The 23,869-nt window shown below is 64.1% G+C and carries 27 protein-coding genes; 6 read left to right on the top strand and 21 right to left on the bottom strand.

Annotation, left to right across the window (positions count from 1 at the left end; genetic code table 11):
- Positions 1 to 5 precede the first annotated feature (5 nt).
- The gene (locus GJW30_RS04670) at positions 6 to 257 is read left to right on the top strand and encodes a hypothetical protein (protein ID WP_096352269.1); all 252 of its coding nucleotides are present in this window, start codon (positions 6 to 8) and stop codon (positions 255 to 257) included.
- On the opposite strand, the gene GJW30_RS04665 is transcribed toward GJW30_RS04670, so the two are convergent.
- Complete coding sequence (locus tag GJW30_RS04665) at positions 254 to 1,279, bottom strand: quinone-dependent dihydroorotate dehydrogenase (protein WP_208408199.1); 1,026 nt, start codon at positions 1,277 to 1,279, stop codon at positions 254 to 256. The two genes, GJW30_RS04670 and GJW30_RS04665, sit on opposite strands and share 4 nt — an antisense overlap.
- Before the next feature lie 211 nt (positions 1,280 to 1,490).
- On the opposite strand from GJW30_RS04665, the gene GJW30_RS04660 reads away from it, so the two are divergent.
- On the top strand, positions 1,491 to 2,120 hold the full coding sequence (locus tag GJW30_RS04660; RefSeq protein ID WP_096352264.1) for a LexA family transcriptional regulator: 630 nt from the start codon (positions 1,491 to 1,493) through the stop codon (positions 2,118 to 2,120).
- An 83-nt stretch (positions 2,121 to 2,203) separates the two neighbouring features.
- A complete protein-coding gene (gene mutL / locus GJW30_RS04655; RefSeq protein WP_096352261.1) occupies positions 2,204 to 4,045 on the top strand; it encodes a DNA mismatch repair endonuclease MutL in 1,842 nt (613 codons plus the stop codon).
- Here mutL and GJW30_RS04650 read toward each other — a convergent pair whose 3' ends face one another.
- From GJW30_RS04650 to GJW30_RS04630, 6 genes are all read right to left on the bottom strand, one after another.
- Complete coding sequence (locus GJW30_RS04650) at positions 4,046 to 4,537, bottom strand: lytic transglycosylase domain-containing protein (RefSeq protein ID WP_096352258.1); 492 nt, start codon at positions 4,535 to 4,537, stop codon at positions 4,046 to 4,048.
- A 148-nt stretch (positions 4,538 to 4,685) separates the two neighbouring features.
- Complete coding sequence (locus GJW30_RS04645) at positions 4,686 to 5,111, bottom strand: DUF1330 domain-containing protein (protein ID WP_096352256.1); 426 nt, start codon at positions 5,109 to 5,111, stop codon at positions 4,686 to 4,688.
- Positions 5,112 to 5,182: 71 nt separating this feature from the next.
- Positions 5,183 to 5,344, bottom strand: a complete 162-nt coding sequence (locus GJW30_RS22530) for a hypothetical protein (protein WP_157746689.1) — start codon at positions 5,342 to 5,344, stop codon at positions 5,183 to 5,185.
- A gap of 27 nt (positions 5,345 to 5,371) precedes the next feature.
- Complete coding sequence (locus GJW30_RS04640; RefSeq protein ID WP_096352254.1) at positions 5,372 to 5,617, bottom strand: hypothetical protein; 246 nt, start codon at positions 5,615 to 5,617, stop codon at positions 5,372 to 5,374.
- Positions 5,618 to 5,928: 311 nt separating this feature from the next.
- Complete coding sequence (locus GJW30_RS04635) at positions 5,929 to 6,309, bottom strand: acyl-CoA thioesterase (protein ID WP_096352251.1); 381 nt, start codon at positions 6,307 to 6,309, stop codon at positions 5,929 to 5,931.
- 36 nt (positions 6,310 to 6,345) lie between these two features.
- Complete coding sequence (locus GJW30_RS04630) at positions 6,346 to 6,627, bottom strand: HlyU family transcriptional regulator (RefSeq protein WP_096352248.1); 282 nt, start codon at positions 6,625 to 6,627, stop codon at positions 6,346 to 6,348.
- 130 nt (positions 6,628 to 6,757) lie between these two features.
- On the opposite strand from GJW30_RS04630, the gene GJW30_RS04625 reads away from it, so the two are divergent.
- Positions 6,758 to 7,756 carry a Bug family tripartite tricarboxylate transporter substrate binding protein gene (locus GJW30_RS04625; protein ID WP_096352246.1) on the top strand — a complete coding sequence of 333 codons (999 nt, stop codon included), beginning with the start codon at positions 6,758 to 6,760 and terminating at the stop codon, positions 7,754 to 7,756.
- Positions 7,757 to 7,956: 200 nt separating this feature from the next.
- On the opposite strand, the gene GJW30_RS04620 is transcribed toward GJW30_RS04625, so the two are convergent.
- Genes GJW30_RS04620 through GJW30_RS04605 form a run of 4 tightly spaced genes read right to left on the bottom strand, consistent with a single transcriptional unit; the run spans position 7,957 to position 10,697 of the window.
- Positions 7,957 to 8,325 carry a glyoxalase superfamily protein gene (locus tag GJW30_RS04620; protein WP_197703770.1) on the bottom strand — a complete coding sequence of 123 codons (369 nt, stop codon included), beginning with the start codon at positions 8,323 to 8,325 and terminating at the stop codon, positions 7,957 to 7,959.
- Positions 8,326 to 8,334: 9 nt separating this feature from the next.
- Complete coding sequence (locus GJW30_RS04615) at positions 8,335 to 9,888, bottom strand: toll/interleukin-1 receptor domain-containing protein (RefSeq protein WP_096352244.1); 1,554 nt, start codon at positions 9,886 to 9,888, stop codon at positions 8,335 to 8,337.
- Positions 9,889 to 9,897: 9 nt separating this feature from the next.
- The gene (locus GJW30_RS04610) at positions 9,898 to 10,350 is read right to left on the bottom strand and encodes a GatB/YqeY domain-containing protein (protein WP_096352241.1); all 453 of its coding nucleotides are present in this window, start codon (positions 10,348 to 10,350) and stop codon (positions 9,898 to 9,900) included.
- An 11-nt stretch (positions 10,351 to 10,361) separates the two neighbouring features.
- Positions 10,362 to 10,697, bottom strand: coding sequence for a YnfA family protein (locus tag GJW30_RS04605; RefSeq protein WP_096352238.1), 336 nt, complete (start codon positions 10,695 to 10,697; stop codon positions 10,362 to 10,364).
- Between the two features lie 72 nt (positions 10,698 to 10,769).
- Between GJW30_RS04605 and carA the strand changes: the two genes are divergently transcribed.
- Complete coding sequence (gene carA, locus GJW30_RS04600; protein WP_096352235.1) at positions 10,770 to 11,966, top strand: glutamine-hydrolyzing carbamoyl-phosphate synthase small subunit; 1,197 nt, start codon at positions 10,770 to 10,772, stop codon at positions 11,964 to 11,966.
- Here the strand turns inward: carA and GJW30_RS04595 are convergent, their stop codons facing one another.
- From GJW30_RS04595 to rplU, 7 genes are all read right to left on the bottom strand, one after another.
- Positions 11,967 to 13,097 carry a sugar ABC transporter substrate-binding protein gene (locus GJW30_RS04595; RefSeq protein ID WP_245408657.1) on the bottom strand — a complete coding sequence of 377 codons (1,131 nt, stop codon included), beginning with the start codon at positions 13,095 to 13,097 and terminating at the stop codon, positions 11,967 to 11,969.
- Between the two features lie 2 nt (positions 13,098 to 13,099).
- Positions 13,100 to 14,434 carry a sensor histidine kinase gene (locus GJW30_RS04590; protein ID WP_096352229.1) on the bottom strand — a complete coding sequence of 445 codons (1,335 nt, stop codon included), beginning with the start codon at positions 14,432 to 14,434 and terminating at the stop codon, positions 13,100 to 13,102.
- Positions 14,435 to 14,617: 183 nt separating this feature from the next.
- A complete protein-coding gene (gene metG / locus GJW30_RS04585) occupies positions 14,618 to 16,297 on the bottom strand; it encodes a methionine--tRNA ligase (protein ID WP_096358656.1) in 1,680 nt (559 codons plus the stop codon).
- A gap of 230 nt (positions 16,298 to 16,527) precedes the next feature.
- Positions 16,528 to 17,103 (bottom strand): GNAT family N-acetyltransferase, encoded by a 576-nt coding sequence (locus GJW30_RS04580; protein WP_096352226.1) that lies wholly within the window; start codon positions 17,101 to 17,103, stop codon positions 16,528 to 16,530.
- An 86-nt stretch (positions 17,104 to 17,189) separates the two neighbouring features.
- The gene (locus tag GJW30_RS04575; RefSeq protein WP_096352223.1) at positions 17,190 to 17,795 is read right to left on the bottom strand and encodes a GNAT family N-acetyltransferase; all 606 of its coding nucleotides are present in this window, start codon (positions 17,793 to 17,795) and stop codon (positions 17,190 to 17,192) included.
- Between the two features lie 193 nt (positions 17,796 to 17,988).
- The gene (gene rpmA / locus GJW30_RS04570; RefSeq protein ID WP_096352220.1) at positions 17,989 to 18,258 is read right to left on the bottom strand and encodes a 50S ribosomal protein L27; all 270 of its coding nucleotides are present in this window, start codon (positions 18,256 to 18,258) and stop codon (positions 17,989 to 17,991) included.
- A gap of 133 nt (positions 18,259 to 18,391) precedes the next feature.
- A complete protein-coding gene (rplU, locus tag GJW30_RS04565; protein ID WP_096352217.1) occupies positions 18,392 to 18,802 on the bottom strand; it encodes a 50S ribosomal protein L21 in 411 nt (136 codons plus the stop codon).
- A 271-nt stretch (positions 18,803 to 19,073) separates the two neighbouring features.
- On the opposite strand from rplU, the gene GJW30_RS04560 reads away from it, so the two are divergent.
- Positions 19,074 to 20,291, top strand: coding sequence for an ABC transporter substrate-binding protein (locus tag GJW30_RS04560; protein WP_096352214.1), 1,218 nt, complete (start codon positions 19,074 to 19,076; stop codon positions 20,289 to 20,291).
- 179 nt (positions 20,292 to 20,470) lie between these two features.
- Here the strand turns inward: GJW30_RS04560 and GJW30_RS04555 are convergent, their stop codons facing one another.
- From GJW30_RS04555 to hisD, 3 genes are all read right to left on the bottom strand, one after another.
- The gene (locus tag GJW30_RS04555) at positions 20,471 to 21,532 is read right to left on the bottom strand and encodes a calcium-binding protein (RefSeq protein ID WP_096352211.1); all 1,062 of its coding nucleotides are present in this window, start codon (positions 21,530 to 21,532) and stop codon (positions 20,471 to 20,473) included.
- A 141-nt stretch (positions 21,533 to 21,673) separates the two neighbouring features.
- Entirely contained in the window at positions 21,674 to 22,438 is a 765-nt protein-coding gene (locus GJW30_RS04550; protein ID WP_165391606.1) for an SDR family NAD(P)-dependent oxidoreductase, read from the bottom strand.
- A 115-nt stretch (positions 22,439 to 22,553) separates the two neighbouring features.
- Positions 22,554 to 23,861 (bottom strand): histidinol dehydrogenase, encoded by a 1,308-nt coding sequence (gene hisD, locus GJW30_RS04545; RefSeq protein WP_096352205.1) that lies wholly within the window; start codon positions 23,859 to 23,861, stop codon positions 22,554 to 22,556.
- Between the last annotated feature and the right edge of the window lie 8 nt (positions 23,862 to 23,869).

Here is a 23,869-nt window from a genome sequence, read left to right as displayed (position 1 = left end):
CAACCATGAAGCGCTCGGAAAATCTGCGTCTTGTGTTGATGGGCACGGCAGCCTTCGCGGCGACGTTCGCGGGCGCGGCCGCCTATATGGGCCGTCCGCAACCGCAGCCAGCGCAAGCGATGCAGCAGCAAACCGCGGCGCAGTCGTCGACTTCGGGCAGCGGCGTTCGCATGCCGATCTTCGTTCCGTCGTCGCCCGATACACCGCGCGGCGGCTTTGGCAAGACGGCCGGCGGCGGCATGCGCATCGCGGGTTAGCTGCGCGAAACCGCCTCGGCATCACGCCCGATCAGCGGCGTAACACTGTCAGCTTTCTCACGCACGATCTCCGCGAGCACGCCGGATTTCATTTCGCCGATCAGCGACAGACCCTTGAACACCAGCGCCGAATAGACCTGCAGCAGTGTCGCGCCCGCGCGCACTTTGGCGACTGCATCGGCGCCCGACGAGATGCCGCCGACACCGATCAGCGGGAACGCGCCTTCGACGCGGAGATAGGTCTCCGCCAGCATCTTCGTCGCGAGACGGAAGAGCGGCGCGCCGGACAATCCGCCCGCCTCGCCTACATGCGCGCGAGACTTGAGATCGGGCCGCGTGATCGTGGTGTTCGAGACGATCATGCCGTCGATCGCGCGGGCGCGTGCCACCGCGACGATGTCGTCAAGATCGCCGAGTGCGAGGTCTGGCGCGATCTTCAACAGAACCGGACGGCGCACCGAAGCTGCATCGCGCGCTTCGAGAACGCGGCCGAGCAATTCGTCGAGCACGCCCTTCTGCTGCAGATCGCGCAGGCCCGGCGTGTTCGGCGACGAGACGTTGACGGTGAAGTAGCTCGCATACGGCGCGAAGGCACGGATACCCGCGACATAGTCCGCGATACGGTCGCTCGCATCCTTGTTAGCTCCGACATTGATGCCGACGATGCCCGGCCGCCCGGCACGGGCCTTGAAGCGGGCGAGCACGGCATCGTGCCCTTCGTTGTTGAAGCCCATACGATTGATGACCGCCGTATCGGCATGCAGGCGGAACAGCCGCGGCCGCGGGTTGCCCTCCTGCGGGCGCGGCGTGACGGTGCCGGCCTCGGCAAAGCCGCACCCGGCGCGGAGAGCCGCGTCGAGCGCCTCACCGTTCTTGTCGAAACCCGCCGCGATGCCGACCGGATTGGGAAATGCGAGACCGAAGGCTGAAACCGCCAGGCGCTTGTCGTCGGGCCGGGCCGGCGGACGCGGGGCAAAGCGTAACCCCTTGATGGCGAGCCGGTGCCCATCTTCCGGGTCCATCAGGTGCAGCGCCTGCTGCGCGATCTGCTCAAGAATGCCAAACACGTCCGACCCTCCGTCCTCGCCGGACTAGCACGCCGGACCGGTTGAACGGAGCGGTAAAATTATTCGGTTCACAGGACCTCTGGGGCTGGACAAATGCATTTCCAGAGGTTTAATTCCTACGCTCAAGGAAATAATCCAGAATAACCCTGCGCCGGGGATAATATCCATGCTCACGCACACGCAGATTTGGGCCGCCGTCGATCGTCTGGCCGAAAAGTCCGGACTGTCCGCCTCGGGTCTCGCCAAGCGCGCGGGCCTCGATCCGACGACGTTCAACAAGTCGAAGCGCATCACGCCGGACGGCCGTCCGCGCTGGCCCTCGACCGAGTCGGTCGCGAAGATCCTGTCGGCCACCAACACGACGATCGACCACTTCGTCGGCTTGATCACGGACTCGGCGCGCAACCCAGCACGTGCGGTACCGCTCATTGGATTTGCGCAGGCCGGCACCGGCGGCTTTTTCGACGACGCAGGCTTTCCGGCCGGCACCGGCTGGGACGAGATCGCCTTTCCGGCCGTCGAGGACGAGCACGCTTACGCGCTCGAGATCGCGGGCGACTCGATGCTGCCGGCGTACCGTGACGGGGACGTCATCCTGGTTTCGCCCGGCGCACCCATCCGTCGCGGCGACCGCGTCGTGGTGAAGACGCTGGAGGGCGAGGTCATGGCGAAGGAGTTGAAGCGCCGCACCTCGAAGACGATCGAGCTGCGTTCGCTCAACCGCGAGCATGACGATCGTCAGGTCAACATCGCGGACGTGGTGTGGATGGCGCGCATCCTGTGGGCGAGCCAATAACTATCTAAAATTTCTGCGTGTGCCGGATTGCGACACCGCTGCGGCCGTCTATGGTAGCCGCCGCGCAAATCTCTTGAGTCGCTATGCCGGTTCGCCAGCTCACTGAAGACGTCATCAATCGCATTGCTGCCGGCGAGGTCGTCGAGCGGCCCGCGAGTGTCGTCAAAGAGTTGGTCGAGAACGCACTCGATGCCGGAGCGACCCACGTCGATGTGATGACGGACGGCGGCGGACGCCGCCTGATCCGCGTCAGCGACGACGGCCAAGGCATGACGGCATCCGACCTTGCGCTCGCGGTCGAGCGGCACGCGACATCGAAACTTCCCGAAGATGACCTGCTCGACATCAAGACGCTGGGCTTTCGCGGCGAAGCGCTGCCGTCGATCGGCTCGATCGCGCGTCTCGCGATCACGACGCGACATGCGAACGAGCCGCACGCATTGGAAGTCCGTGTCGAAGGCGGAGAAAAATCCGAGATCCGCCCGGCTGCGCTCGGCCAAGGCACGCGCGTCGACGTCCGCGATCTTTTTTTCGCGACACCGGCGCGGCTGAAGTTCCTGAAAAGCGACCGCGTCGAAGCCGAAGCGGTGCGCGAAGTCGTGCGGCGCCTAGCCATGAGCCGGCCGGATGTTTCCTTCACGCTCGCGGGCGAAGAGCGCGCGCCTGTGACCTGGGCGGGCGCGATGCCGGGCGCGATCGGCCACCTCGCGCGGCTCGGCGACATTCTAGGGCGCGATTTCCAGGCTAACGCGGTCGATGTCGCCGACGCGCGCGAAGGCGTGTCGATCGTCGGCCACGCGGCGCTGCCGACCTTCACGCGGCACAATGGGCTCGCGCAGTATCTCTTCGTCAACGGGCGGCCGGTGCGCGACAAGCTTTTGCTCGGCGCGATCCGCGGCGCTTACGCCGACTACCTGCCGCGCGACCGGCATCCTGTCCTCGCGCTGTTCATCACGCTCGATCCGCATGACGTCGACGTCAACGTGCATCCGGCGAAAACCGAAGTGCGCTTCCGCGATTCCGGAGGCGTGCGCGGTCTCATCGTTCGCTCGCTGAAGGAAGCGCTGTCGCGCGATGCGCGGCGTGCCGCGACCACCGGCGGCGCCGCGACGGTCGCGGCGATGCGCGCGGGTTTGCGCGCCGGTTATCGCACCGATTGGCAGAGCGAGCCGACCGACGGTCCGGGCTCGGTCGTGCAGCTGCCGCGTTCGCCCGGCCGCGCCGGGTGGGATTGGCGTTCGTCGCCCGCGGCGCCTGGATTTTCGAGCGGCGCGCAAGCGTCGTTCGATGTCGGCGCACCGGCTGCGCGCGTCGCGCTCGAGGCTGCGCCGGAGCCGGACCTCATCGATCACCCGCTCGGCGCCGCGCGCGCGCAGCTGCACGAGACCTACATTGTCGCGCAAACGCGCGACGGCATCGTGCTGATCGATCAGCACGCGGCGCATGAGCGTCTCGTCTATGAACGCATGAAGGCAGAACTTGATCGCGGCATCGAGCGGCAGCTGCTGCTGGTGCCGCAGATCGTCGATCTCGACGAAGCCGATGTCGAACGTCTTCTCGCGCGCACCGAGACGCTCGCGCGCTACGGTTTGGTGATTGAGGATTTCGGGCCGGGCGCCATCGCGGTGCGTGAGACACCGTCACTGCTCGGCGAACTCGATGCGGTCGGCTTACTGCGCAATCTCGCCGAGCATCTCGCCGAATGGGACGACGAGCTTCCGCTCGAACGTCGCCTGATGCATGTCGCCGCGACGATGGCGTGCCACGGATCGGTGCGCGCCGGACGCCGCCTCAAGGCCGAAGAGATGAATGCGCTGCTGCGCGAGATGGAAGCAACGCCGAATTCCGGCCAGTGCAATCACGGCCGGCCGACCTATGTCGAACTCAAGCTGTCGGATATCGAGCGGCTTTTCGGGCGCAAATAACTACTGCTGAGAGAACGGCCAGAGCGAGAGCGGCTGACCTTCATCATGGCGCGCATGACGATAGCGGCGGCGTTCGGCGCGCGGCCCGGTCAGGCCTTGCGACTTGGCGGCGTAATAGTAGCCGCTCGCATAATAACGTACGGCGCGATCCTGATTGCCGCCCGCCGTCTTGTAAGCGCCGGCGAGATATTTCACGGCGTAGCGGAGGTTGGTCTCGGCATCGAGCAGACCCGACGGCGAACCGCTGTAGCCCATGCCGCGCGCGGTTGCGGCTTTGATCTGCATCAGGCCCATCGCGCCGCCGCGGCCAACGGCGCGCGGGTTGTAACGGCTCTCGCGAACGATGATGCGGTGAACCAGCGACGGGGGGACGTTGTTTTCGGCGGCATGGCGCTGGATCGCGGCTTCAAGCGCGGCACGGCCCTCTTGGGCGACGGCCGGAACCGTCAGGGTTGCGAGGGCGCCAAGCGCGAGAGCGATCCGAAAAGCCATGCTGCATTACTCCGACAGTCAAAATCCCGCCCGGCATGCGGACGGAATTGGGCGAGAGTGCGGCCTCGTCGCGCAACGCTTCCATGCGGTAGGCCGTTCCTGCCTCCCGAAACTGCGGATTTATAGTTAATCGCCGGTTAATTCCGGACTAGTCGGCCGAGGCGAAGCCGGCTCCGGCCGCCAGCGGCGACAAGCGGATGAGCCGCGAGTCCTCTACCCCAGCGCTCCGATGCTTGACCGCCTCGCGATAGATCGGGTCGCGCAGCATGGCGATGAAGGCGTCGGCGTTCGGGTATTCGGCGATGAAGCAGTAGTCCCAGCGCTCTGCATCAGGGCCGATCAGCATGAAATCCATGCGGCCGCGCCAGACGATGCGGCCACCGAGCCGCTCGAAAACCGGGCCGGATTCGCGCCCATAGGCGGCGTAAGCCTCGGCGCCGGTCGCCTTTCGGCCATCCGCGTACTGCGCTTCGGCACGGACGCGAACGAGGTTGAGCATATGGATCACGCCGTCGCGCGGCAGATCCTTGAAGCCTTGGAAGCGCGCTTTGTCGGGGTCGATATGCATATCCATGATCCGGCTGACTGTTTCGCCGGATCATGGTCGCGGTTGAGGGCGGCAGGCAAGCGCGTGCCGTTTACGCCTTAGCGGTTGATCAGAAGACCGCGCTTGAAAGCGGCGCTCTGCATGGCGCGCGCTTCAAGGAACGAGTCGTAGATCGCCTTCAGCGTTGCGAAAACGCCGCCGCGGCTTGCGAGGACCGGGACCGCCTGGGCGGCAACACCGTGGGGATGAAAAACTGGCATTATGATTCTTTCTTTGTGTTGTGTGATTCAGTTGCGGTGGAAGCGGTGCGGAGCAAGCAGACGCTGCTCGATGTCCCGTTCCGTCTGGTCGGTGAACTTGAGGCCCGTCTCCGCGAGGTAGCGCGCGACGTTGCGCTCGGCGCGGCGCTGCTGCGACGCTACGAATTTGTCGTACCAGCGCTGAAAGACGTTCAGCTGCTGCGGAGCGGATTTGCGGGCAGAATCATTGTTCGAAGCGACATTTGCCGGGGTCGGAAGAACAAAACTTGCCATGGTAGGCTCCTTACGTGCGAGGATACCATCCACCAGGCGCTTCCGGTTGACCATTACGTCAACCTCGGACTTTTCTGTTCTTGTTGTCGGTAATATACGCCGAATGCTGCAGTGCGATAGAGCCCATCCGACATGGTTCGCATGCCGAAACGGCATGCGTGTCACGCATAAGACATATTAACCGTCATGCGCCGCAATCATAACGGGCATTTTGATGACGAACGCGGCAATGCGTCAGCTGTACTGACATGACGTCAACGTCAATCAAGCTCCCCGCCGTCCGGCGTCATACGACCGAACACTGATTCGCGTCAGCCTGCCGGCACCGGCCTCGGCTTGCCGTCATCGTCGATCGCAACGAATGTGAAGGTGCCGTCCGTCACCTTCTCGTGGTGGCGCGTGCGGAAGCGGCGCACCCAGGCCTCGACGTGGATTTTGATCGACGTCCGCCCGACCTTCTCGACTGCCGTGAAGACCTCGAAAATATCGCCGACCTTTACGGGGCGGATGAAGGTCATGGCATCGACCGCCACCGTCACGACGCGCCCCTGCGCCTTCTCGGCGGCCGCAATGCCGCCGGCCTGGTCCATGCGCGACATCACCCAGCCGCCAAAAATATCGCCATTGGCGTTGGTGTCGGCCGGCATCGGCACGACGCGGATGGTCAAAGCCCCAATCGGCTCGGTCGTCATTGCGGCAATCCTCTCAATACGTTCGTCTCGATAATCTCAGCGAAAAACGCGGTCGCCCTGCTCATCGACGATCTGGCGCGCCTTCATCAGGGCGAACGACACCGCCTCCTCGTAGGACGCGTGACGGTCCGCGCGAATGAATTCGTGCGTCTTCGTCTCGCCGCCGACCTCTTTGGAAATGCTTCCGGCGGTCTGGAATTGACCCTCGGCATCGAACGGGGCGGCGCGCAGGACGAAGCCTTTGTAATCCTCCGGCTCGCTCTGCTTCGGCGCACTCTCGCCGCCGCCACCACCGAACAGTTTCTTCCAGAACGACATAGGGCTTCTCGCGCTTCTTTGTTTCGACGGACGCAAACACGCACGCGAAATTCAAGACGTCAAGCATGTGCGCCCTTGATGAAACGGGATGACTTCCGCACAGTGAGATCAAAGAAAAACAAGAGGGAGAATGCCCGTGTCACACCGCAATCATCCGTCGCGCCGGACCGTGCTGGCCGGCAGCCTCGCGGCGCCGCTGCTCGCGATCGGCGCACGTGGCGTCTTCGCCCAAGAGAAGTATCCCTCGCGCACGGTGCGTTTCGTCGTTCCGTTTCCGCCGGGCAGCGGCACCGACACGATGGCGCGCCTCTTCGCGAAAGTGCTGCAGGAGCAGACCGGACAATCCTTCATCGTCGAGAACCGTGCGGGCGGCAACGGCTTCGTCGGCGCACAAGCCGCGATCCAGGCGCCGCCGGACGGCTATACGGTTTTCGTCGGCGCCAACTCGACGCTGTCGGTCAACGCCGTGCAATTCAAGAAACTGCCGTACGATCCCGTCGCCGACTTCTCACTGATCTCGCTGGTCTTCCTCAATCCGTGCCTCGTCATCGTGCCGGCGAACTCGCCATACAAGACGCTCGCGGATCTCGTCGCCGATGCGAAGAAGCGGCCGGGCGCGCTCAACTACGGTTCGGGCTCGGCGACGTATCAGCTCTATTCGGAATGGCTCAACGAAGTCGCCGGCATGAAGACGACGCCGATCCCGTTCAAGGGCGCGGGCGATGCGACCACCGCGACTGTTGCGGGACAAGTCGACTTTTCGGTCGTCGATGCGTCGAGCGGCAGCGAGCTCATTAAGAGCGGAAATTTACGCGGCCTCGTTTTCGCGAACGAGAAGCGCTCGACGGTCGTGCCGGATGTGCCGACCTCGAAGGAAGCCGGCGTTGCGGACTTCCTCGCGTCCGTCTGGGTTGCAATCGCAATGCCGGCGAAAGTCCCGCAGGCGATCACCGATCAGTTCGAAGCGATGGTGCAGAAGGCGGGTCAGAGCCAGGACGTGAAGGACTACATGACGCGGCTCGGCTCGATTTCGCCGATGCTCAAGCCGGATGCGACGAAAAAATTTCAGCAGGACGAGATCGCGCGGTTCAAGCAGATCGCCGCGAAGGCAGGTATCGAGCAGCAGTAGGCGCTCTTCATCGTTAGCCACAAACTCGGCGTCATGGCCCGCTTCATGCGGGCCATCCACGTCTTGCGCGCTTGCACTTGTAGCCTGGATGAAGTGAGGCGGCGCGCTTCTCGCGCGCACGCCGAGCAAATCCAGGAACGGTATAACCGCCGTTGGTGCTCCCGGATTTCGCGCGCGGCTTCGCCGCCGCTCCATCCGGGCTACTTGATCTGCTCCAAAAACTTCAGCTGATTGCGGAACGGGTCGATGACGGTGCATTCGAGACCCCAATCCTGCTCGGCAAGTCCCGGCCGATTGTAGCGATACTGTTTCGCGATCAGCGCGGCCTGCAATTCGCGTACCCCCTTCATGTAGACGATCGCGGTGCTGCCCGGCGACGCATCGCCCGAATGCTCGGAAAGATGCAGCTTCAACGGTCCGCGTGAGAGGCCGAGATACAACGGCAGATCCGGCGCGAAACGATGCTCGAAATCGATCTTGAACTCGAGAAAATCGAGATAGAATTCGCGCGCCTTCGCCTCGTCGAAAATGCGGAAGATCGGCGTCGCGGCCGCTAACTCTATCGCCATCGATAACTCCTACTGCGTCGGGCGTGCCTTGATCTCGGCCAGCGCGCTGCGGACGCCGAAGACGTGTTCGGCAAGCATCCAATCCTGGCGCGTGAGACGTCCGACATTGAGCGACATCTTGAAGGCCGACGCGAGCAGCGCATCGGCGGCCGCGCGGTCGGCGCCTTCGAGATGCGGGCGCGCGGCAACGAGGGCGCGGATCTGCCAGCCCATCGGCACGTGGCGATACGTGTCGACGTAAGGCTCGCCGCCTTTCTTGAGCGCGATGATGATGTTGTTCGAGAAACTGTCGTCCGGCGCCGAGACAGCCTTGAGCGAGCGGACGAAGTTGCGCGCAAAGTCGGCGCGTTCGCTGCCGCGACCATGCGCCAGCAGAACGATCGTCGCCATCGCGGAGAAGACGCTGTGCTCGGTGCGGCGCGGGTTGCTCGGGTAATCTGCCCACAGCCGCTCGCCGTCCGGTCGATTGCTGCGAATCCACGTGAGCGCGCGGTTGCGCGCCTGTTCGGCTTCGGCGCGGCGCGGATCGTCGGCTTTGAGCAGCGGGATCGCCTGATCGAGCGCCAGCACCATCATCACGGTGATGTTGAGCGAGGCATGATCCGACTGCGGCGTCGCATCTAGCGCGGCCGACCACCATCCCTGTGGGCTCTGCGCCGTAACGACCGCACGCAGCACATTCGCGGGCGGCTCCTTGCCGTCTTCCGTGAACGACAGCAGCAACCAGGCGGACGCAATTGCGCTTTCGGCGCCGTCGATGACGAGACACGAGCACTGCGCGGCGAACAACCGCGTGATGACGCCTTCGTAGGTTTTGCGCAGCGGGTCCGGCACGCTCGGCTCGGCGGCGACGAGCTGCGCGGCCGCCCACACGACTTTCGGGAATGGACTTTTCGCGATGTCGTTGATCTGCGTCTCGGCACTCGCGAACAAGATCGGCTGCGCGATCTCGATGACTTTCTGCAAATCGCGTTGCAGCGTCGCGGTCGAAACCGCCGCGCCGCCGACGAGTCCGAGGCTCGACGCGCCGAAGTATCCGCCGCCGAGCAACGCTAGAACAACCAGGGCCGCAGCGGCTTTCGCCTTCCAGCTCGTGAAGACACCTGGCGCTTTTGCGGGCGTAGTCACGTCCGTACCTGGAGCGATATCGGCACGCGCGGTCTTGCGGCCGATGGCGCGCAGCACGGCCTGCCAGCCCGGATGCGAGTCCTCACCCTTGAAGGTCGAGAGATCCACGACGTTGACGTTGTAGAATTCGGCCGGCAGCTCTTCGAGCTTCATCGGCGCAAGCGCGGCGGCGACCAGTGTGTTGCGATCGAGCGCGATGCGGCTTTCGATACGCACCCACCGCCGCTGCACGGCTTCCTGCGTCCAAAGCCCAAGCACCGCCTTCGCGTTCTTCACCGCGCGGTCGATCACCTCGGGAAATTCGGCGCCGACCTCGATGCCTTCGGAATCGAAGAAAACGTTGAGGCCGAGCGCCTGCAGCTTATCCGTGATCAGCCGCGCTTGCGCCGTGTTGACGCGGCTATAAGAGATGAAGACGTCATAGGCGTCCGACATCGGCCGACATTACCCGGCAAGCGCCGCCTTCACGGCGGCAGAGGCTTTGCCGAAATCCATACGGCCGGTGAATTTCGCCTTCAGCGCGCCAATCACCTTGCCCATGTCCTTGATGCCGGCCGCGCCCGTCTCGGAGATCGCCGCCGCGATCGCGGCTTTCATCTCGTCGTCGGACAGCTGCTGCGGCATGAAGCTCTGGATCACGCCGATCTCGGTGCGCTCGACGGCAGCGAGCTCTTCGCGGCCGCCCTTGACGTAAAGCTCGACCGACTCCTGCCGCTGCTTGATCATCTTCTGCATGACGGCGAGCAGGTCTTCGTCGGAGAGCGGCCCCTTGCCGGTACGTGCCTCGATGTCGGCATTCTTGATCGCCGAGTTGACCATGCGCAGCGTGCCGAGCCGCGCGGAGTCCTTCGCCCGCATGGCGTCCTTCACGGCGTCGTTGATCTTGTCGCGCAGCATGGCCTTTGTCCTTAGGTCGCGAGGGGCCGAGGCCCGAAGAGAATAATGGCGGCTCCGCCGAGGCAAATCGCGGCGCCGATGAGGTCCCAACGATCCGGCGAAGCCCGTTCGACCGCCCAGAGCCAGACCAGCGAGGCCGCGATATAGAGCCCGCCATAGGCCGCATAGGCGCGGCCCGCCGCCGCCGAGTCAACCAAAGTGAGCAGATACGCGAACACGGCGAGCGAAATAAGGCCCGGAATCAGCCAGATCGGCGATTTTTCGAGCCGCAGCCACGCCCAAAAGGCAAAAGAGCCCGCAATTTCTGCGAGTGCAGCACCTGCGTAGATGGCTAGGGTTCGGATCATCACAAAACTTGCTCTGAATCATTGCGAAAGCGGCTTTGACGCGCCCGAGCCGGGGCGGTATCTACCCGGCTCATGACCATCAAACAAGATACGAACGGCTGGACCGAACCCCTCGTCACGGCCGTATTGGTGCTGGCCGACGGCACCGTCCTCGAAGGCTACGGCCTCGGCGCCACCGGCACCGCGGTCGGTGAGGTCTGCTTCAACACCGCGATGACGGGCTACCAGGAAATCCTGACGGACCCGTCCTACGCGGCGCAGATCGTCACCTTCACGTTCCCGCATATCGGCAACGTCGGCACCAACGAGGAAGACATCGAGTCGATCAGCCTGGCGGCGACGCCGGGCGCGCGCGGCATCATCCTGCGCGACGAGATCACCGACCCGTCGAATCACCGCTCGGCGCTGCATCTCGATCAGTGGCTCAAGCGCCGCCAGATTATCGGCCTTTCCGGTATCGACACGCGCGCGCTCACGGCGCTGATCCGCGAGAAGGGCATGCCGAATGCCGTCATCGCGCATGCGCCGGACGGCAAGTTCGACATTGCGGCGCTTAAGAAAGAGGCCGCCGCGTGGCCTGGCCTCGTCGGCATGGACCTCGTGCCGATGGTCGGCGCGACGCAGCGCTTCTCCTGGGACGAGACGCCGTGGGAGCCGGAGACCGGCTACGGCAAGCTCAAGGACCCGGAATTCCACGTCGTCGCGATCGATTACGGCATCAAGCGCAACATCCTGCGCCTGCTCGCGGGCGCGGGCTGCAAAGTCACCGTCGTGCCGGCGAAGACGTCGGCCGAGGACATTCTGGCGCTCAAGCCGGACGGCATCTTCCTCTCGAACGGCCCTGGCGATCCGGCCGCGACCGGCGAATACGCCGTGCCGGTGATCCGCGAGGTCATCAATTCGGGCACGCCGACCTTCGGGATTTGTCTGGGACATCAGATGCTCGGCCTCGCGCTCGGCGGCAAGACGATGAAGATGCATCAAGGGCATCACGGGGCGAACCATCCGGTGAAGGACAACACCACCGGCAAGGTCGAGATCACGTCGATGAACCACGGCTTCGCGGTCGACAGCGCGTCGCTGCCGAAGAACGTGACGGAAACGCATGTTTCGCTGTTCGACGGTTCGAACTGCGGCATCGCGCTCGCCGACAAGCCGGTCTTCTCGGTGCAGTATCACCCGGAAGCATCGCCCGGCCCGCGCGACAGCCACTATCTCTTCACACGCTTCACGGATCTGATGCGGAAGAACAAGGGCAAGGCGGCGTAATCACCGCCGCTCGGACGACCAGGGAAAGTTGATGTACTGGTCGCGCGTGTCGTAGCAGATGTTGCCGTACATCTTGAGATAAGAGTCGCGGCGCGCGGCGTCGCGATACACCGCCGCGGGATCTGCCTGATCCTTCTCGTAGCTCGACATCGTTTTCGCGGTGAGCGCGACGGGCAGAATATCCATCGCCTGCGGAATGCTTTTGCCGTCGAGCCAATCGGCCGCGTGCTGACCCATCGCATAGCTGAAGACCGGCGAGGAGAGGCTGACGCTCGCCTTGTACGGGCCGTTCTTCTTGATCTCCTCGATCGCGCGCGGCTCGCCGTCGATGCCGCCAAGGAATTGATTGTCGCGCGCTTTGCCGGCCTGGCGCAACGCATCGAGTGCGCCGAGCACGACCGTGTCGGCACCAAGCACGACATCGACGTCGGGATTCGCCAGCAAGATCGTGCGCATCATCTCGGCGCCGCCCTGCTCGTTCACGGTGAGCGGCGAGATGTCCGCGACGATCGTCACGCCGGGCAGCGTGCGCAGCACATCGCGCATCGCGACAAAGCGCGGCGCGAGGAATTGTAGCGTGTCATGCGTCAGCAAGACGACGCGTGCCCGTCCGCCGAGGCGTTCGCGGATATACGCGGCCGCAACGTCGGCCAGCACTTTACCGGTGAGATATTGCGGCGCATTGAGCAGCGACGTCGCGGGCGGCGGCACGATCGTGCCGACGTAGCTGCCGCTCCAGATCGTATCCTGCAGCTCCGGAGCAAGCGATACGGAGTCGATCGGTGCCGCAATAACCGCGCCGACTTTTTCGCGGCGGAACGCGCGAATATCCTCGGCCATCTTGGCGCTGTTGTTGCCCGCAACGGCGGCGCGGAATTCGAGATTGCGATCCTTCGCGGCGGCCGCGAGGCCCCTCGCGACGCCCTGCATGAATTGGCGATCGTTATCCTGCGCGAAGGCAATGACGCGCGCGAGATTGGGCGGCTTCGCGCATGCGGGTGCGCCCGCATCGAACGGCTTGAGGACGACGGGACGCGTCAAGCCCGGCGCACCGCTTTGCGCGTGTGCGCTCGCCGCGCAAAGTGCGAGGCCGAGCGTGAGCGCGACGCGCGTGAAACTGTTGCGGCCCATGGTCATTCCTGCAGCGCGAAACTCAGTTGCGCGCGCGTTCCGGGATTGCCCGGGAAATACGCGACATCCGCGCCCATCGTCTTCGCCATCGCGTTGACGATGCGCGAGCCGAGGCCCGTGCCTTGCACGACGCCATCGGCGCGGCCGACGCCATCATCCTCGACGGTAAGTTCGGCGCGGCCTGCGGTCGGCGCACTCAACTTCACGCGGACCGGACCACCCCGTGTCGGATACGCATACTTGAACGCGTTGATCACCCACTCGGCCGCGATGATTCCGAGATTGACGGTCGCGTCCGTGCGCAGCTTCAGCGGCGCGAGATCGAGCTGCAGCGCGGCGCCGTGACCCTCGGCGCGCATCGTCGTCTCGAGATTGGTCAACACGGCGGTGAGATATTCGTCGAGGTCGACGGTCTTCACATCGGGCGACGAGTAAAGCCGCTGATGCACGGCCGCGACCGCGAGGATGCGGCTGTCCGTCTCGCCGAGCGCGGCTTTCAGCGCCGGGTCCTTGATCGTGTTCGCCTGCAGCCGCACGAAGCCGGACACGAGCGCAAGGCTGTTGGCGACCCGATGGTTCACTTCAGCGACAAGCGCCTGCGCGTGATCGCGCGCGCGCGACAAGTCGGCTGTGCGCCGCTCGACACGGTGTTCGAGATTGGCGTTGAGCAAACGCACTTCGTCGCGCGCCTGCGCGACTTCGGCCGCGTAACGCAGCACGGTGATCATCGTGCCGGCGACGACGCCGACGATGACGACACCGCCGAGGATCGACACCAGGCGCAGCCACGTCGCATTCGCGGTCTGCTCCGCCATGCCGGCGGCGAGCCGCTCGTCTGCCATGCGGATGATGGCGGAGAGGAAGAGATTCGCCTCGTCGGAAAGCTGCTTGCCGCGGTTGGTGCGGAAGATGGTCAGCGCTTCGGTCTCGTTGAAGTCGCGCTTTGCCTGAGTGGTCCTGTTCAGCTCGTCGAATTTCTCGGTCATGAGATTGCTCAGACGAACGAGCATTGCGGCGGTCTCTTCGCGGCCGCGCAGCAAATCTTTCAGGCGCGCGAGCTGAAGCTCCGCGGCAGCCCGGGCACTGTCGAAGGGTGCGAGGTAAATTTCGTTACCGTTGACGAGGTAGCCGCGCTGCGCCGACTCGGCGCTCAATAGCGCGTTGCGCAGCTCGACCGCGGCGACGCGAATGTTGCGCTCGTGGGCCGAGACATCCTGATAGATCTGGGCGCGCTCGCTCAGCCAAATCGTCGTGCCGACCACGCCCAGCAACGCCAGGAAGCCGACCGTCAGGAAGACGATCGTCGACTGGACGACAAAACGAGCCGTTATCGGCATCTGCGGCGGCCGCTTTTCCCGGTTGGAACTACGCTACTTCAAGCCCGCAAAAGCCGGGGGGCCAACCGAATGCGGCACAGAAGCATAAGCCCCGCGCGGCGTCACCACTTTGGCGTGTACCCGCGACGAAATACGCCATCTGTGGCGGATAATCCGCTCTCGGCTGGCGGCGTACGCTTGGCCTCAGCCGCTGAACCGCGCCGCGATCCGGGCGGCATGCTCCTCGGTGATCTTGTCGACGACGGGCGGCAGGATGCTGAGCGTCCGGTTACCGTCTTGGTTGATGAGCAGACGGTGCTCGATGTCGCGCGGCCAAGGCGGAGGATTCGGCACGTCGCCGAAGGCCGACAGGACCGTCTCGCTCAGGCTCGGCACGATGCTCCAGGCCAGCGTCGCCGACAGCCGGACGAGCGCGAGCGCGGTTCGGGTCACAACAGCCGCGCGGTCGCGGTCGGACTTGACCGCCGTCCAGGGCGCCGCCTCCTGCAGATACGCGTTGGCTCTCGACCAGATCGCGCGGGTGTCGGCGGCGGCACGGCGGAATTCGAGCGATTCGTGATGCGCTTCGAGGCACTTCACGCGAGCCGCGATGTCCGTCGCCAGAGCCTCCTCCAGCGCGGACGGCACGCCGCCGTCCGGCACACGGCCGCCGAACGCCTGCGCCGTGAAGCGCAGCGTGCGGTTGGCGAGGTTGCCGAAGACATCGGCAAGGTCCTTGTTCGTCTCCGCCGCGAAACGCGCGACCGTGAAGTCGGTGTCCGCCGTTTCGGGCGCATTGGCGATCAGCCACCAGCGCCAGAGATCGGCCGGCAACTCTTCGAGCGCCGCATCCGCGAAGATGCCGCGCCGGCGGCTGGTGGAGAATTTTCCGCCCTCGTGGGTCAGCCAATGAAAGCCTTTCAGCACATCCACGGTCTTCCACGGCTCCGCCGACCCGAGCAGCGTCGCGGGAAAGCTGACGGTGTGGAACGGCACGTTGTCCTTGCCGAGGAACTGCAGGTAGCGAACCGCACCGCCGCCCTGCCACCATTCGCGCCAGTCGCCGCCGGTGCGCTCGGCCCAGTCCTGCGTCGCCGCGATATAGGCGATCGGCGCGTCGAACCAGACGTAGAACACCTTGCCTTCGAAGCCCGGCCGCGGCACCGGCACGCCCCAGGCGAGATCGCGCGTGATGCAGCGGTCGCGCAGATCGTCGGTCAGCCACGAGCGCGCCAGCGAGACGACGAAGGGCGGCCAGCCGCGCCGCGTATCGATCCACCGCGAGAGCTTCTCCACCAGCAACGACTGCCGCAGGAACAGATGGCGCGTGCGGCGTAGTTCGATCGCGGGCGATCCCGAGAGCGCAGAGCGCGGCGCGATCAACTCGGCCGGATCGAGCAACGTATCGCAGGCATCACATTGATCGCCGCGCGCATTCTCCGAGCCGCAATGCGGGCAGGTTCCGAGCACATAACGATCGGGCAGAAATCTGCGATCCGCTATCGAATAGACCTGCGCGACGTCGCGCTCCGCGATCAGCCCTTCGGCGTCGAGGCGGCGATAGAAGTGCTGCGTCAGCGCATGATTGTGCGGTGACGACGAGCGGCCGAAGTGATCGAACGACAAGCCGAAGCGGCGATAGACATCGGCTTGCAGAAGATGCTGCTCGTCGCAAAAGGCGCGCACCTCCTGCCTCGCCGCATGCGCGGCGAGTTCGGCCGGCGTTCCGTGTTCGTCGGTCGCGCAGATCGCGAGCACGTCGTCGCCGCGCTGGCGGCGATAGCGCGCGTGGACGTCGGCGGGCAGCAGCGAGCCGACGAGATTGCCGAGATGTTTGACGCCGTTGATATACGGCAAAGCACTGGTGATCAGATATTTGGTCATGAGACGCATCCTTGGTGAGACGCGCCGAACCTGAGTGTCGCAAATAAAAACGCCCTCCCGCGGTCGGCGGAAGGGCGGTTCGGCGCTGTGCCTCACGCGCGGACGCGCGTCATCCCCTCCGGCCGGATCGGCGGTCGGGCATTGGCATTCGCGTCTGACGAAGGAGCGTGATGAAGACCGTCACCATGAGTTAGACACACAACATAAGTCGCTGCGGCGCAGCCGCAAGTTCAAGCGGCAATTTTCTCGAAAGCTTCGCGCGCCAGCGCCGTGTTGACGTGCGGCAGCATCGCGTCACGCGGCCGCGAATAGAGAACCGTCTCGCTGTAGGGGACAAAGCCGATCTTGCGCTGGACGTTGAGCGACGCGGTGTTCTCCGCGAAAGCGCCCGAATAAATGGCGTCGGCGCGTGTCAGCGCGAAGGTGTGCGCGATGAGCCCGCGCGCCGCTTCCGTCATCAAGCCCTGGCCCCAATGATCGCGGCCGAGCCAATAGCCAATGTTGTAGCCCTCGGCGCGCTGATGCTCACCGGCCGCGCGATGGCGCACGCCGATAATCCCGATCAGCGCGTCCTTGCGCGTGATCGCGAAACGCAATTCCTCATCGGGGTTCGTTGTCGCGTCCAGCGAGCGCCGGACAGCCGACTCGGCGTCCGCGAGCGTGTATGGCCACGGCGGCGAGGAGAGGAAACGCATCACCTCCCAGTCGTTGAAGCCGGCGAAAACTGCGGGCGCATCGCCTTCACGCAAGGGACGCAACACCAAACGGCGAGTGCCGATGACGCTCTTGGCCAATTCGTTACGCATGGAAATTCTCTAATGCGATGGTCTCGACAATGAGTGGCCGCACCCCTCTCCCCGTCAGGCAGAGAAGGGTGCGCGCTTGAAATTCGTTACGCTACGCGCCGCGTCTGGCCCCAGCTTTTCAGCGACTGCCATAAGCCGCGGTCGAGCCGGAAGTGATCGATCGGCGCCGAGCTCTTGATCGAGCGGATGCGGTGCAGGCCAACGCCCGTCCACTGGAAGCCGCACTTCTCGAGAATGCGCCGCGACGCCGGGTTGGTCACGCGCGTGCCGGCCTGCAGCACCTTGTGATCGAGATCCGTGAAGGCGTGATCGATGATCGCGCGCAGCGCCTCGGTCGCGTAGCCCTGGCCCCAAAACGGAACGCCGAGCCAGAAAATGACTTCGGGAGCCGGGCCGTCGAGCATCGTGAGACTGCAACCGCCGACGAGATCGCCTTCGCGCTCGATGACCATGAGGGCCATCTCGTTCGGCATGGCGGCGCCCGCCTTTGCGATGAATTGTTCGGCGTCCTCGACCCGGTACGGATGCGGAATGCGCCGCGTGTTTTCCGCTACGCGACGGTCGCCCGCGAGCGCCGCGATCGCTTTTGCGTCCTCGAGGCGCGGTGCACGCAACGTGAGCCGCTCCGTCTCGAGGACGGGCATACTAGCGCCGCTGAAGGTTCCGGTCGGCAGTTCTTCGAGGAGAGTCATGGCCAGGCTCCAGAACACGATCCCGAGACGGCAATCGTGCGATCGATCGGGCATCTGTCGATCTCGAAGCGGCGCGCCCTAAACGCTTCGAGGGAGAGCCGGCTTCCCGTCTCCCCCTCGAAGGCACCTGAATTTTTGTCTCAGGGGCTTCGCCGGGGCTACAGAGCCGGCGAAACCTTGAGTTTCACCGTCTTTATTCGGCCGCCTGTGCGATCGGGTTTACCGATACGTACGTGCGGCCGTTCGCTTTCGCGCGGAACTCGACGCGGCCGTCACAGGTGGCAAAAAGAGTATGATCCGTACCCATGCCGATGTTGGCACCAGGATGGAATTGCGTGCCGCGCTGGCGCACGACGATGTTGCCCGAGATCACGTGCTCGCCGCCGAACTTCTTCACGCCCAAACGCTTACCGGCGCTGTCGCGCCCGTTACGTGATGAACCGCCTGCTTTCTTATGAGCCATTGCTCTCTACCTAAACTCTCGCGTGTGTATCTACAGTGATTCCGCCGGAAACGCCAGATGGGTTTCCCGACACGAAACATCACGTGTTGTTTCGGCGCGTTTCCCGATGGAAACGCTCCAAAACGAGCGAAAACTACTCTGCCGCAGCTTCCGGAGCCGCGTCGGCCTTGGCGGCCTTCGGCTTCTTAGCAGCCTTCGGCTTTGCAGCGGCCTTCTTCTCCGACGGCTTCGCGCCATCGGTGAGGATCTCGGTGATACGAAGCACCGTGTACATCTGGCGATGACCGCGCTTGCGGCGCGAATTCTGGCGGCGGCGCTTCTTGAAGGCGATGACCTTGTCGTCACGGCCCTGCTCGATCACCTCACCGGCAACCGAAGCACCGGCGACCAGCGGTGCACCAAGCGACGGCGTATCGCCGCCGAGCACCAGCACTTCGCCAAGGGTGACAATATCGCCGACTTCGCCGGCAATCTTGTCGATCTTAACTTTATCATCGGCCGCGACGGTATACTGCTTACCGCCGGTTTTGATGACTGCGAACATCGTGAATCTCCGTGTTCATGTCCCGGTTCTCTGGGGCCGAAGCCCCGGACCGGCTTTTTGACAGTCGAATGTCAGGTTTCAGGGTCGTTTTCCGCCGAAAAGGCGCAAAACGAAAGGCGCGGAAAACCCGCGCCACGTGGCGGCTCTTATAAACGCGGACCATCCCGAGTCAACAAAGAAGTCATGATCTGCGCCCTTGCCAGCGGCCGGGCGTGGTGAGACGCTTCGCGCCGTAACCCGTTTGGAAATAACAAAAAAACCGGGAGGAAACATGCTTCGTCATGCGACGTCTGCCGCCGTGCGCGGCTATTTGGCCGCCATTTGCGGCTCTTTGCTCATCTCCACCGCCGCCCTCGCCCAGGCGCCGTTCCGTATCGGTGTCCTCAACGACCAGGCCGGCCCCTATGCGGAATTCGGCGGCAAGACCTCGGTCGAGGCCGCGAAGATGGCCGTCGAAGACTTCGGCGGCAAAGTCCTCGGCCGCCCGATCGAGGTGCTGTCGGGCGATCATCAGAACAAGGCGGACATCGCCTCCGCGCTCGCCCGCAAGTGGTTCGATGTCGACGGCGTCTCGGCCGTCGCCGACATGACGAATTCGGCGGTCGCGCTCGCAGTCTCCGGCATCGCCAAGGAACGCGGACGCGTGACGCTCGCGACCGGCCCGGCAACGACGCGCCTCACCAACGAGGATTGTTCGCCGACCGGTTTTCACTGGGCGTTCGACACTTACTCGCAAGCCGCCGGCATGGCGCGCGCCGTGCTCGCGAGCGGCGGCAAGGATTGGTACCTGCTGACGGCCGACTATGCGTTCGGCCACCAGATGGCGGCCGACATCACGCGCATCATCAAGGACGGCGGCGGGTCGATCACGGGCGAGTCGCGTCACCCGCTCAACACGAACGACTTCTCGTCCTTCCTCCTCGCGGCGCAGAGTTCGAAAGCGCAAGTCGTCGGCCTCGCCAATGCGGGCTCCGACACGATCAACTCGGTGAAGCAGGCGTCGGAGTTTCAGCTGACAGCGGGCGGCAAGCGTCTCGTCGCGCTCGTGGTCGTGTTGTCGGACGTGCACGCGCTCGGTCTACCGGCCGCGCAAGGTTTGTCTTTCACCACCGCGTTCTATTGGGATCGCGACGACGCATCGCGCGAATGGTCGAAGCGCTTCATGGCGAAGACCGGCCGCATGCCCGGCATGATTCAGGCCGGCGTTTATTCGTCCGTCATGCATTACCTGAAAGCCGTGCAGGCGGCTGGCGCGGACGATGGTCCGGCGATCGCGAAGAAAATGCGCGAGACACCGGTTGATGACTTCTTCGCCAAGGGCAAGATCCGCGACGACGGCCGCTTCGAGCACGACATGTATCTCGCCGAAGTGAAGAAGCCGAACGAGTCGAAAGGCCCGTGGGATTACTTCAGAATCATCCGCACGATCCCGGCCGCCGACGCGACGCAGCCGCTGTCGGACAGCAAGTGCGCGCTGGTCAAGAAGTAGAGAATGCCGTCATTGCGAGCGACGCAGTCGCGAAGCAATCCAGTTCTTTCTTTCTGAGATTCTGGATTGCCGCGTCGCGGCTCGCGCTTCGCGCGCCGCTCCTCGCAATGACGGTCGAGACGTTCGCCGACAACAAAAGAAACCCGCGTCGCACAGGGCAGCGCGGGTTTCTCGTTGCGTCAGTAGATCCAGTCGGTGTCGGCTGTCATCTGCGCCTTGCTGACACCCTGTACGTAGATCTCGCCACCGCCATCGAGCATGATCAGCGCGCCGTCCGTACCGGAGCCGTGGTAGTTCGTCACGTCCTTGATCGACCAATCGTCGCGGCTGTCATACACGCCGTCGCGATCCAGAATGCAGATGCGATCGTGGAAGTTGTCGTATTCGCCGTTCATTGTGCCACCTTCGCGGCCACGGAAGTCGGTAATCCAAGCTGTGCCGTGGAAAGAGCCTTGGAACGTGAAGTTGTCCATGCCGTAGCCTCCGGTCAGATAGACAAACTCGCCGCCCTGAACGTTGAAACGGTCGTGACCCTGACCACCATCCGCAATGTACGAGCCGTTGACGCCGCCGCGATTGCCGTCGGTGAGGACCGTGCCGTTGTCACCATTGATGATGAAGATATCATTGCCCAGACCGCCATCCATGTAGTCTGCCTGGCCCCACTTCAGCTGATCGACTCCGTCGTAACCGCCGTTGTTGGAACCCGCGATCAGTATGTCGTGGCCGCCATCACCGTGTAGGTCGTCATAGCCGTCGCCGCCGTAAAGCGTGTCGTTGTCTTCGCCGCCGTACAGCGAGTCCTTGCCGAGACCGCCCCACAGATAGTCGTCGCCGCCGTGACCCTCGAGCTTGTCGTCGCCCTTGCCGCCGAACAGTCCGTCCTTGCCGGAGCCGCCTTCGAGTTCGTCGCGCTGGTCCGTCCACGTATTGTCGGTGATGCCGGGGCGGCCGATCTCAATCTCGGGCAGGTTCGCGTCATCCCAATGATCGCTGTCCATCAGGCGAGGCGCGACCTTGTTGGTGAAATCGAACGACGTCGTCATCTCGTATTTCGGCGAGACCATCGGCTCGGCCGCGACCTTCGTGATCGACGGAACGGCTGCGAGTTTCCCGGTGTCGATCGTCGTTTCGACCGGCATGATCTTCGTCGGCGCTGCCGCCATCTTGTAAGTCGGAGCAGTTTCGACCGCGACCTTGGTGGCGGACATCGAAACCGTGCTCATTGCGATCTTAGCCATGCGTCTCTCCTGCGGGCCCTATCGGGCGTTTGCGGCCGCCTATCGGCCTCCATGCAGGGAGAGACGAGAAGTCCGGGGCCAATCCGGACATGCGAGATCGAAATTTTGCGTCGCGTCAGAAATTATCGCGCAAACAATGGCTTAGTCCGCCGTCCAGCCGCCATCGATCAGCATCGACGAGCCGGTCATCAGGCCGGATGCGTCGGCGGCGAGGAACACGACCGCGCCCATCAGGTCCTCGATCTTGCCGAGGCGGCCGAGCTTAATCTTCTTCAGCGTGTCGTCGAGAAACGCCTTGTTCTCGAAGAATGGCTTCGTCAGCGGCGTCTCGATGAAGGTCGGGCCGATCGTGTTGACGCGCACGCCGTGCGGCGCAAGCTCGATCGCCATCGCTTTGGTGAAGCCTTCCATCGCGTGCTTCGACGCGCAGTAGACGGTGCGGCGCGCACCGCCGACGTGACCCATCTGCGACGAGATGTTGATGATCGAGCCTGGCTGCTTCGCATCGATCAAACGCCGCGCGACCGCCTGCGCAACGAAGTAAGCCGCGCGCACGTTGAGATCGAAGATCGCGTCGAAGTCTTCCAGCGTCACGTCGACGAAGGCCGCCGGGCGATTGGTGCCGGCGTTATTGACGAGGATGTGGAACGGCTCCTGTTCGCCGATCGCCTTCTGCGTTCCTGCGACGTCCATCACGTCGAGCCACAACGCCTGCGCTTTGAGATCGCGTTCGCGTAGCGATGCCGCCGCGGCTTCGACTTCGTCCATCGTGCGCGCCGCGAGCGTGACGTCGGCGCCGGCTTCGGCCAGCGCCGTCGCCATGCCGAGGCCGAGCCCGCGTCCCGCGCCGGTGACGAGCGCGCGGCGGCCGTCGAGGCGAAAGGAGGGTGTTGTGAATTGCGACATTGCCATCCTCTCCGTCATGGCCCGGCTTGTCCGGGCCATCCACGACTTGCTTGCGGACTCTCAAAAAGAAAGACGTGGATGGCCCGCATGAAGCGGGCCATGACGAATTCTTGGCTTACTCCGCGGCTTCCGCGTAACCGACATTGCGACGGCCGTAACGACGCACGCGCACGTTGGCTTGCTCGGCGTGGCCCGAAAAGCCCTCCAGAATGCACAGCCGTGAGCAGTATTCGCCGATCAGCGCGGAGGCTTCGTCGGTGAGCACCTTCTGATACGTGCAGGTCTTCAAGAATTTGCCGACCCACAAGCCGCCGGTGAAGCGCGCGTTTTTCTTCGTCGGCAGCGTGTGATTGGTGCCGATCACTTTGTCGCCGTAAGCGACGTTGGTGCGCGGCCCCAAGAACAGCGCACCGAAATTCTTCATGTTGGCGAGGAAGTAATCCGGATCGCGCGTCATGACCTGCACGTGCTCGGACGCGATACGATCGGCCTCGACAACCATCTCGGCTTCGTCCCTGCAGACGATCACTTCACCGTAATCTTCCCAGGCTTTGCGTGCCGCATCGGCGGTCGGCAAAATCGCGAGCAGGCGTTCGACTTCCGCCATCGTGTCGCGCGCGAGCTTCTCGGAATTCGTCAGCAGCACGGCTGGCGATGTCGGCCCGTGTTCGGCCTGGCCGAGCAGATCGGTCGCGCAGATTTCGCCGTCGACCGTATCGTCCGCGATCACCAGCGTCTCGGTCGGGCCGGCGAGCAGATCGATGCCGACACGGCCGTAGAGCTGGCGCTTGGCCTCCGCCACATACGCATTGCCGGGGCCGACGATCATATCGACCGGCGCGATCGTCGATGTGCCGAGCGCCATCGCGGCGACAGCCTGCACGCCGCCGAGCACGTAGATTTCATCCGCGCCGCCGAAATGCATGGCGGCGACGATGGCGGGATGCGGGCCGCCACGGAACGGCGGGGCACAAGCGATGATGCGCTTCACGCCCGCGACCTTCGCGGTGACGATCGACATATGCGCGGAGGCGACCATCGGGTAGCGGCCGCCCGGCACGTAGCAGCCGATGGAATTCACCGGGATGTGCTTGTGGCCGAGCACGACGCCCGGCATCGTTTCGACCTCGATGTCGAGCATCGAAGCCTTCTGCTTCTCGGCGAAATTTCGCACCTGCGCCTGCGCGAACTTGATGTCTTCGAGATCGCGCGCCGGCACTTGCGCGATCGCGTCCCTGATCTCCTCGGGCGAGAGGCGGAAGCTCATCGGCGACCACGTATCGAATTTCTCCGAGAGATCGCGGATCGCATCGTCGCCGCGCGCCTTCACGTCGTCGAGAATATTTTCGACCGTCTCGCGCACCTTCGCGTCGGCTTCCTCGATCGCGCCGGCATCCATGCCGCGCTTGAGATATTGAGCCATCTGGTTTC

It is taken from the genome of Variibacter gotjawalensis, assembly GCF_002355335.1.
In the GTDB taxonomy this organism is placed as follows: domain Bacteria; phylum Pseudomonadota; class Alphaproteobacteria; order Rhizobiales; family Xanthobacteraceae; genus Variibacter; species Variibacter gotjawalensis.
The sequence above is the reverse complement of the archived record's forward strand: the minus strand, read 5'-3'. Positions and strand labels throughout refer to the sequence as shown.

Coding starts and splice junctions, on each gene's coding strand:
- GJW30_RS22530 (WP_157746689.1), bottom strand. CDS start 5,344: ATGCCAGTTTTTCATCCCCACGGTGTTGCCGCCCAGGCGGTCCCGGTC.
- GJW30_RS04640 (WP_096352254.1), bottom strand. CDS start 5,617: ATGGCAAGTTTTGTTCTTCCGACCCCGGCAAATGTCGCTTCGAACAAT.
- GJW30_RS04630 (WP_096352248.1), bottom strand. CDS start 6,627: ATGTCGTTCTGGAAGAAACTGTTCGGTGGTGGCGGCGGCGAGAGTGCG.
- GJW30_RS04595 (WP_245408657.1), bottom strand. CDS start 13,097: ATGGGCCGCAACAGTTTCACGCGCGTCGCGCTCACGCTCGGCCTCGCA.
- rplU (WP_096352217.1), bottom strand. CDS start 18,802: ATGTTCGCAGTCATCAAAACCGGCGGTAAGCAGTATACCGTCGCGGCC.
- carA (WP_096352235.1), top strand. CDS start 10,770: ATGACCATCAAACAAGATACGAACGGCTGGACCGAACCCCTCGTCACG.
- metG (WP_096358656.1), bottom strand. CDS start 16,297: ATGACCAAATATCTGATCACCAGTGCTTTGCCGTATATCAACGGCGTC.
- GJW30_RS04580 (WP_096352226.1), bottom strand. CDS start 17,103: ATGCGTAACGAATTGGCCAAGAGCGTCATCGGCACTCGCCGTTTGGTG.
- GJW30_RS04665 (WP_208408199.1), bottom strand. CDS start 1,279: ATGGACCCGGAAGATGGGCACCGGCTCGCCATCAAGGGGTTACGCTTT.
- GJW30_RS04575 (WP_096352223.1), bottom strand. CDS start 17,795: ATGACTCTCCTCGAAGAACTGCCGACCGGAACCTTCAGCGGCGCTAGT.
- GJW30_RS04550 (WP_165391606.1), bottom strand. CDS start 22,438: ATGTCGCAATTCACAACACCCTCCTTTCGCCTCGACGGCCGCCGCGCG.
- GJW30_RS04590 (WP_096352229.1), bottom strand. CDS start 14,434: ATGCCGATAACGGCTCGTTTTGTCGTCCAGTCGACGATCGTCTTCCTG.
- GJW30_RS04620 (WP_197703770.1), bottom strand. CDS start 8,325: ATGGCGATAGAGTTAGCGGCCGCGACGCCGATCTTCCGCATTTTCGAC.
- GJW30_RS04615 (WP_096352244.1), bottom strand. CDS start 9,888: ATGTCGGACGCCTATGACGTCTTCATCTCTTATAGCCGCGTCAACACG.
- GJW30_RS04650 (WP_096352258.1), bottom strand. CDS start 4,537: ATGGCTTTTCGGATCGCTCTCGCGCTTGGCGCCCTCGCAACCCTGACG.
- GJW30_RS04605 (WP_096352238.1), bottom strand. CDS start 10,697: ATGATCCGAACCCTAGCCATCTACGCAGGTGCTGCACTCGCAGAAATT.
- hisD (WP_096352205.1), bottom strand. CDS start 23,861: ATGGCTCAATATCTCAAGCGCGGCATGGATGCCGGCGCGATCGAGGAA.
- GJW30_RS04560 (WP_096352214.1), top strand. CDS start 19,074: ATGCTTCGTCATGCGACGTCTGCCGCCGTGCGCGGCTATTTGGCCGCC.
- GJW30_RS04645 (WP_096352256.1), bottom strand. CDS start 5,111: ATGGATATGCATATCGACCCCGACAAAGCGCGCTTCCAAGGCTTCAAG.
- GJW30_RS04625 (WP_096352246.1), top strand. CDS start 6,758: ATGCCCGTGTCACACCGCAATCATCCGTCGCGCCGGACCGTGCTGGCC.
- GJW30_RS04610 (WP_096352241.1), bottom strand. CDS start 10,350: ATGCTGCGCGACAAGATCAACGACGCCGTGAAGGACGCCATGCGGGCG.
- GJW30_RS04670 (WP_096352269.1), top strand. CDS start 6: ATGAAGCGCTCGGAAAATCTGCGTCTTGTGTTGATGGGCACGGCAGCC.
- rpmA (WP_096352220.1), bottom strand. CDS start 18,258: ATGGCTCATAAGAAAGCAGGCGGTTCATCACGTAACGGGCGCGACAGC.
- GJW30_RS04555 (WP_096352211.1), bottom strand. CDS start 21,532: ATGGCTAAGATCGCAATGAGCACGGTTTCGATGTCCGCCACCAAGGTC.
- GJW30_RS04635 (WP_096352251.1), bottom strand. CDS start 6,309: ATGACGACCGAGCCGATTGGGGCTTTGACCATCCGCGTCGTGCCGATG.
- GJW30_RS04660 (WP_096352264.1), top strand. CDS start 1,491: ATGCTCACGCACACGCAGATTTGGGCCGCCGTCGATCGTCTGGCCGAA.
- mutL (WP_096352261.1), top strand. CDS start 2,204: ATGCCGGTTCGCCAGCTCACTGAAGACGTCATCAATCGCATTGCTGCC.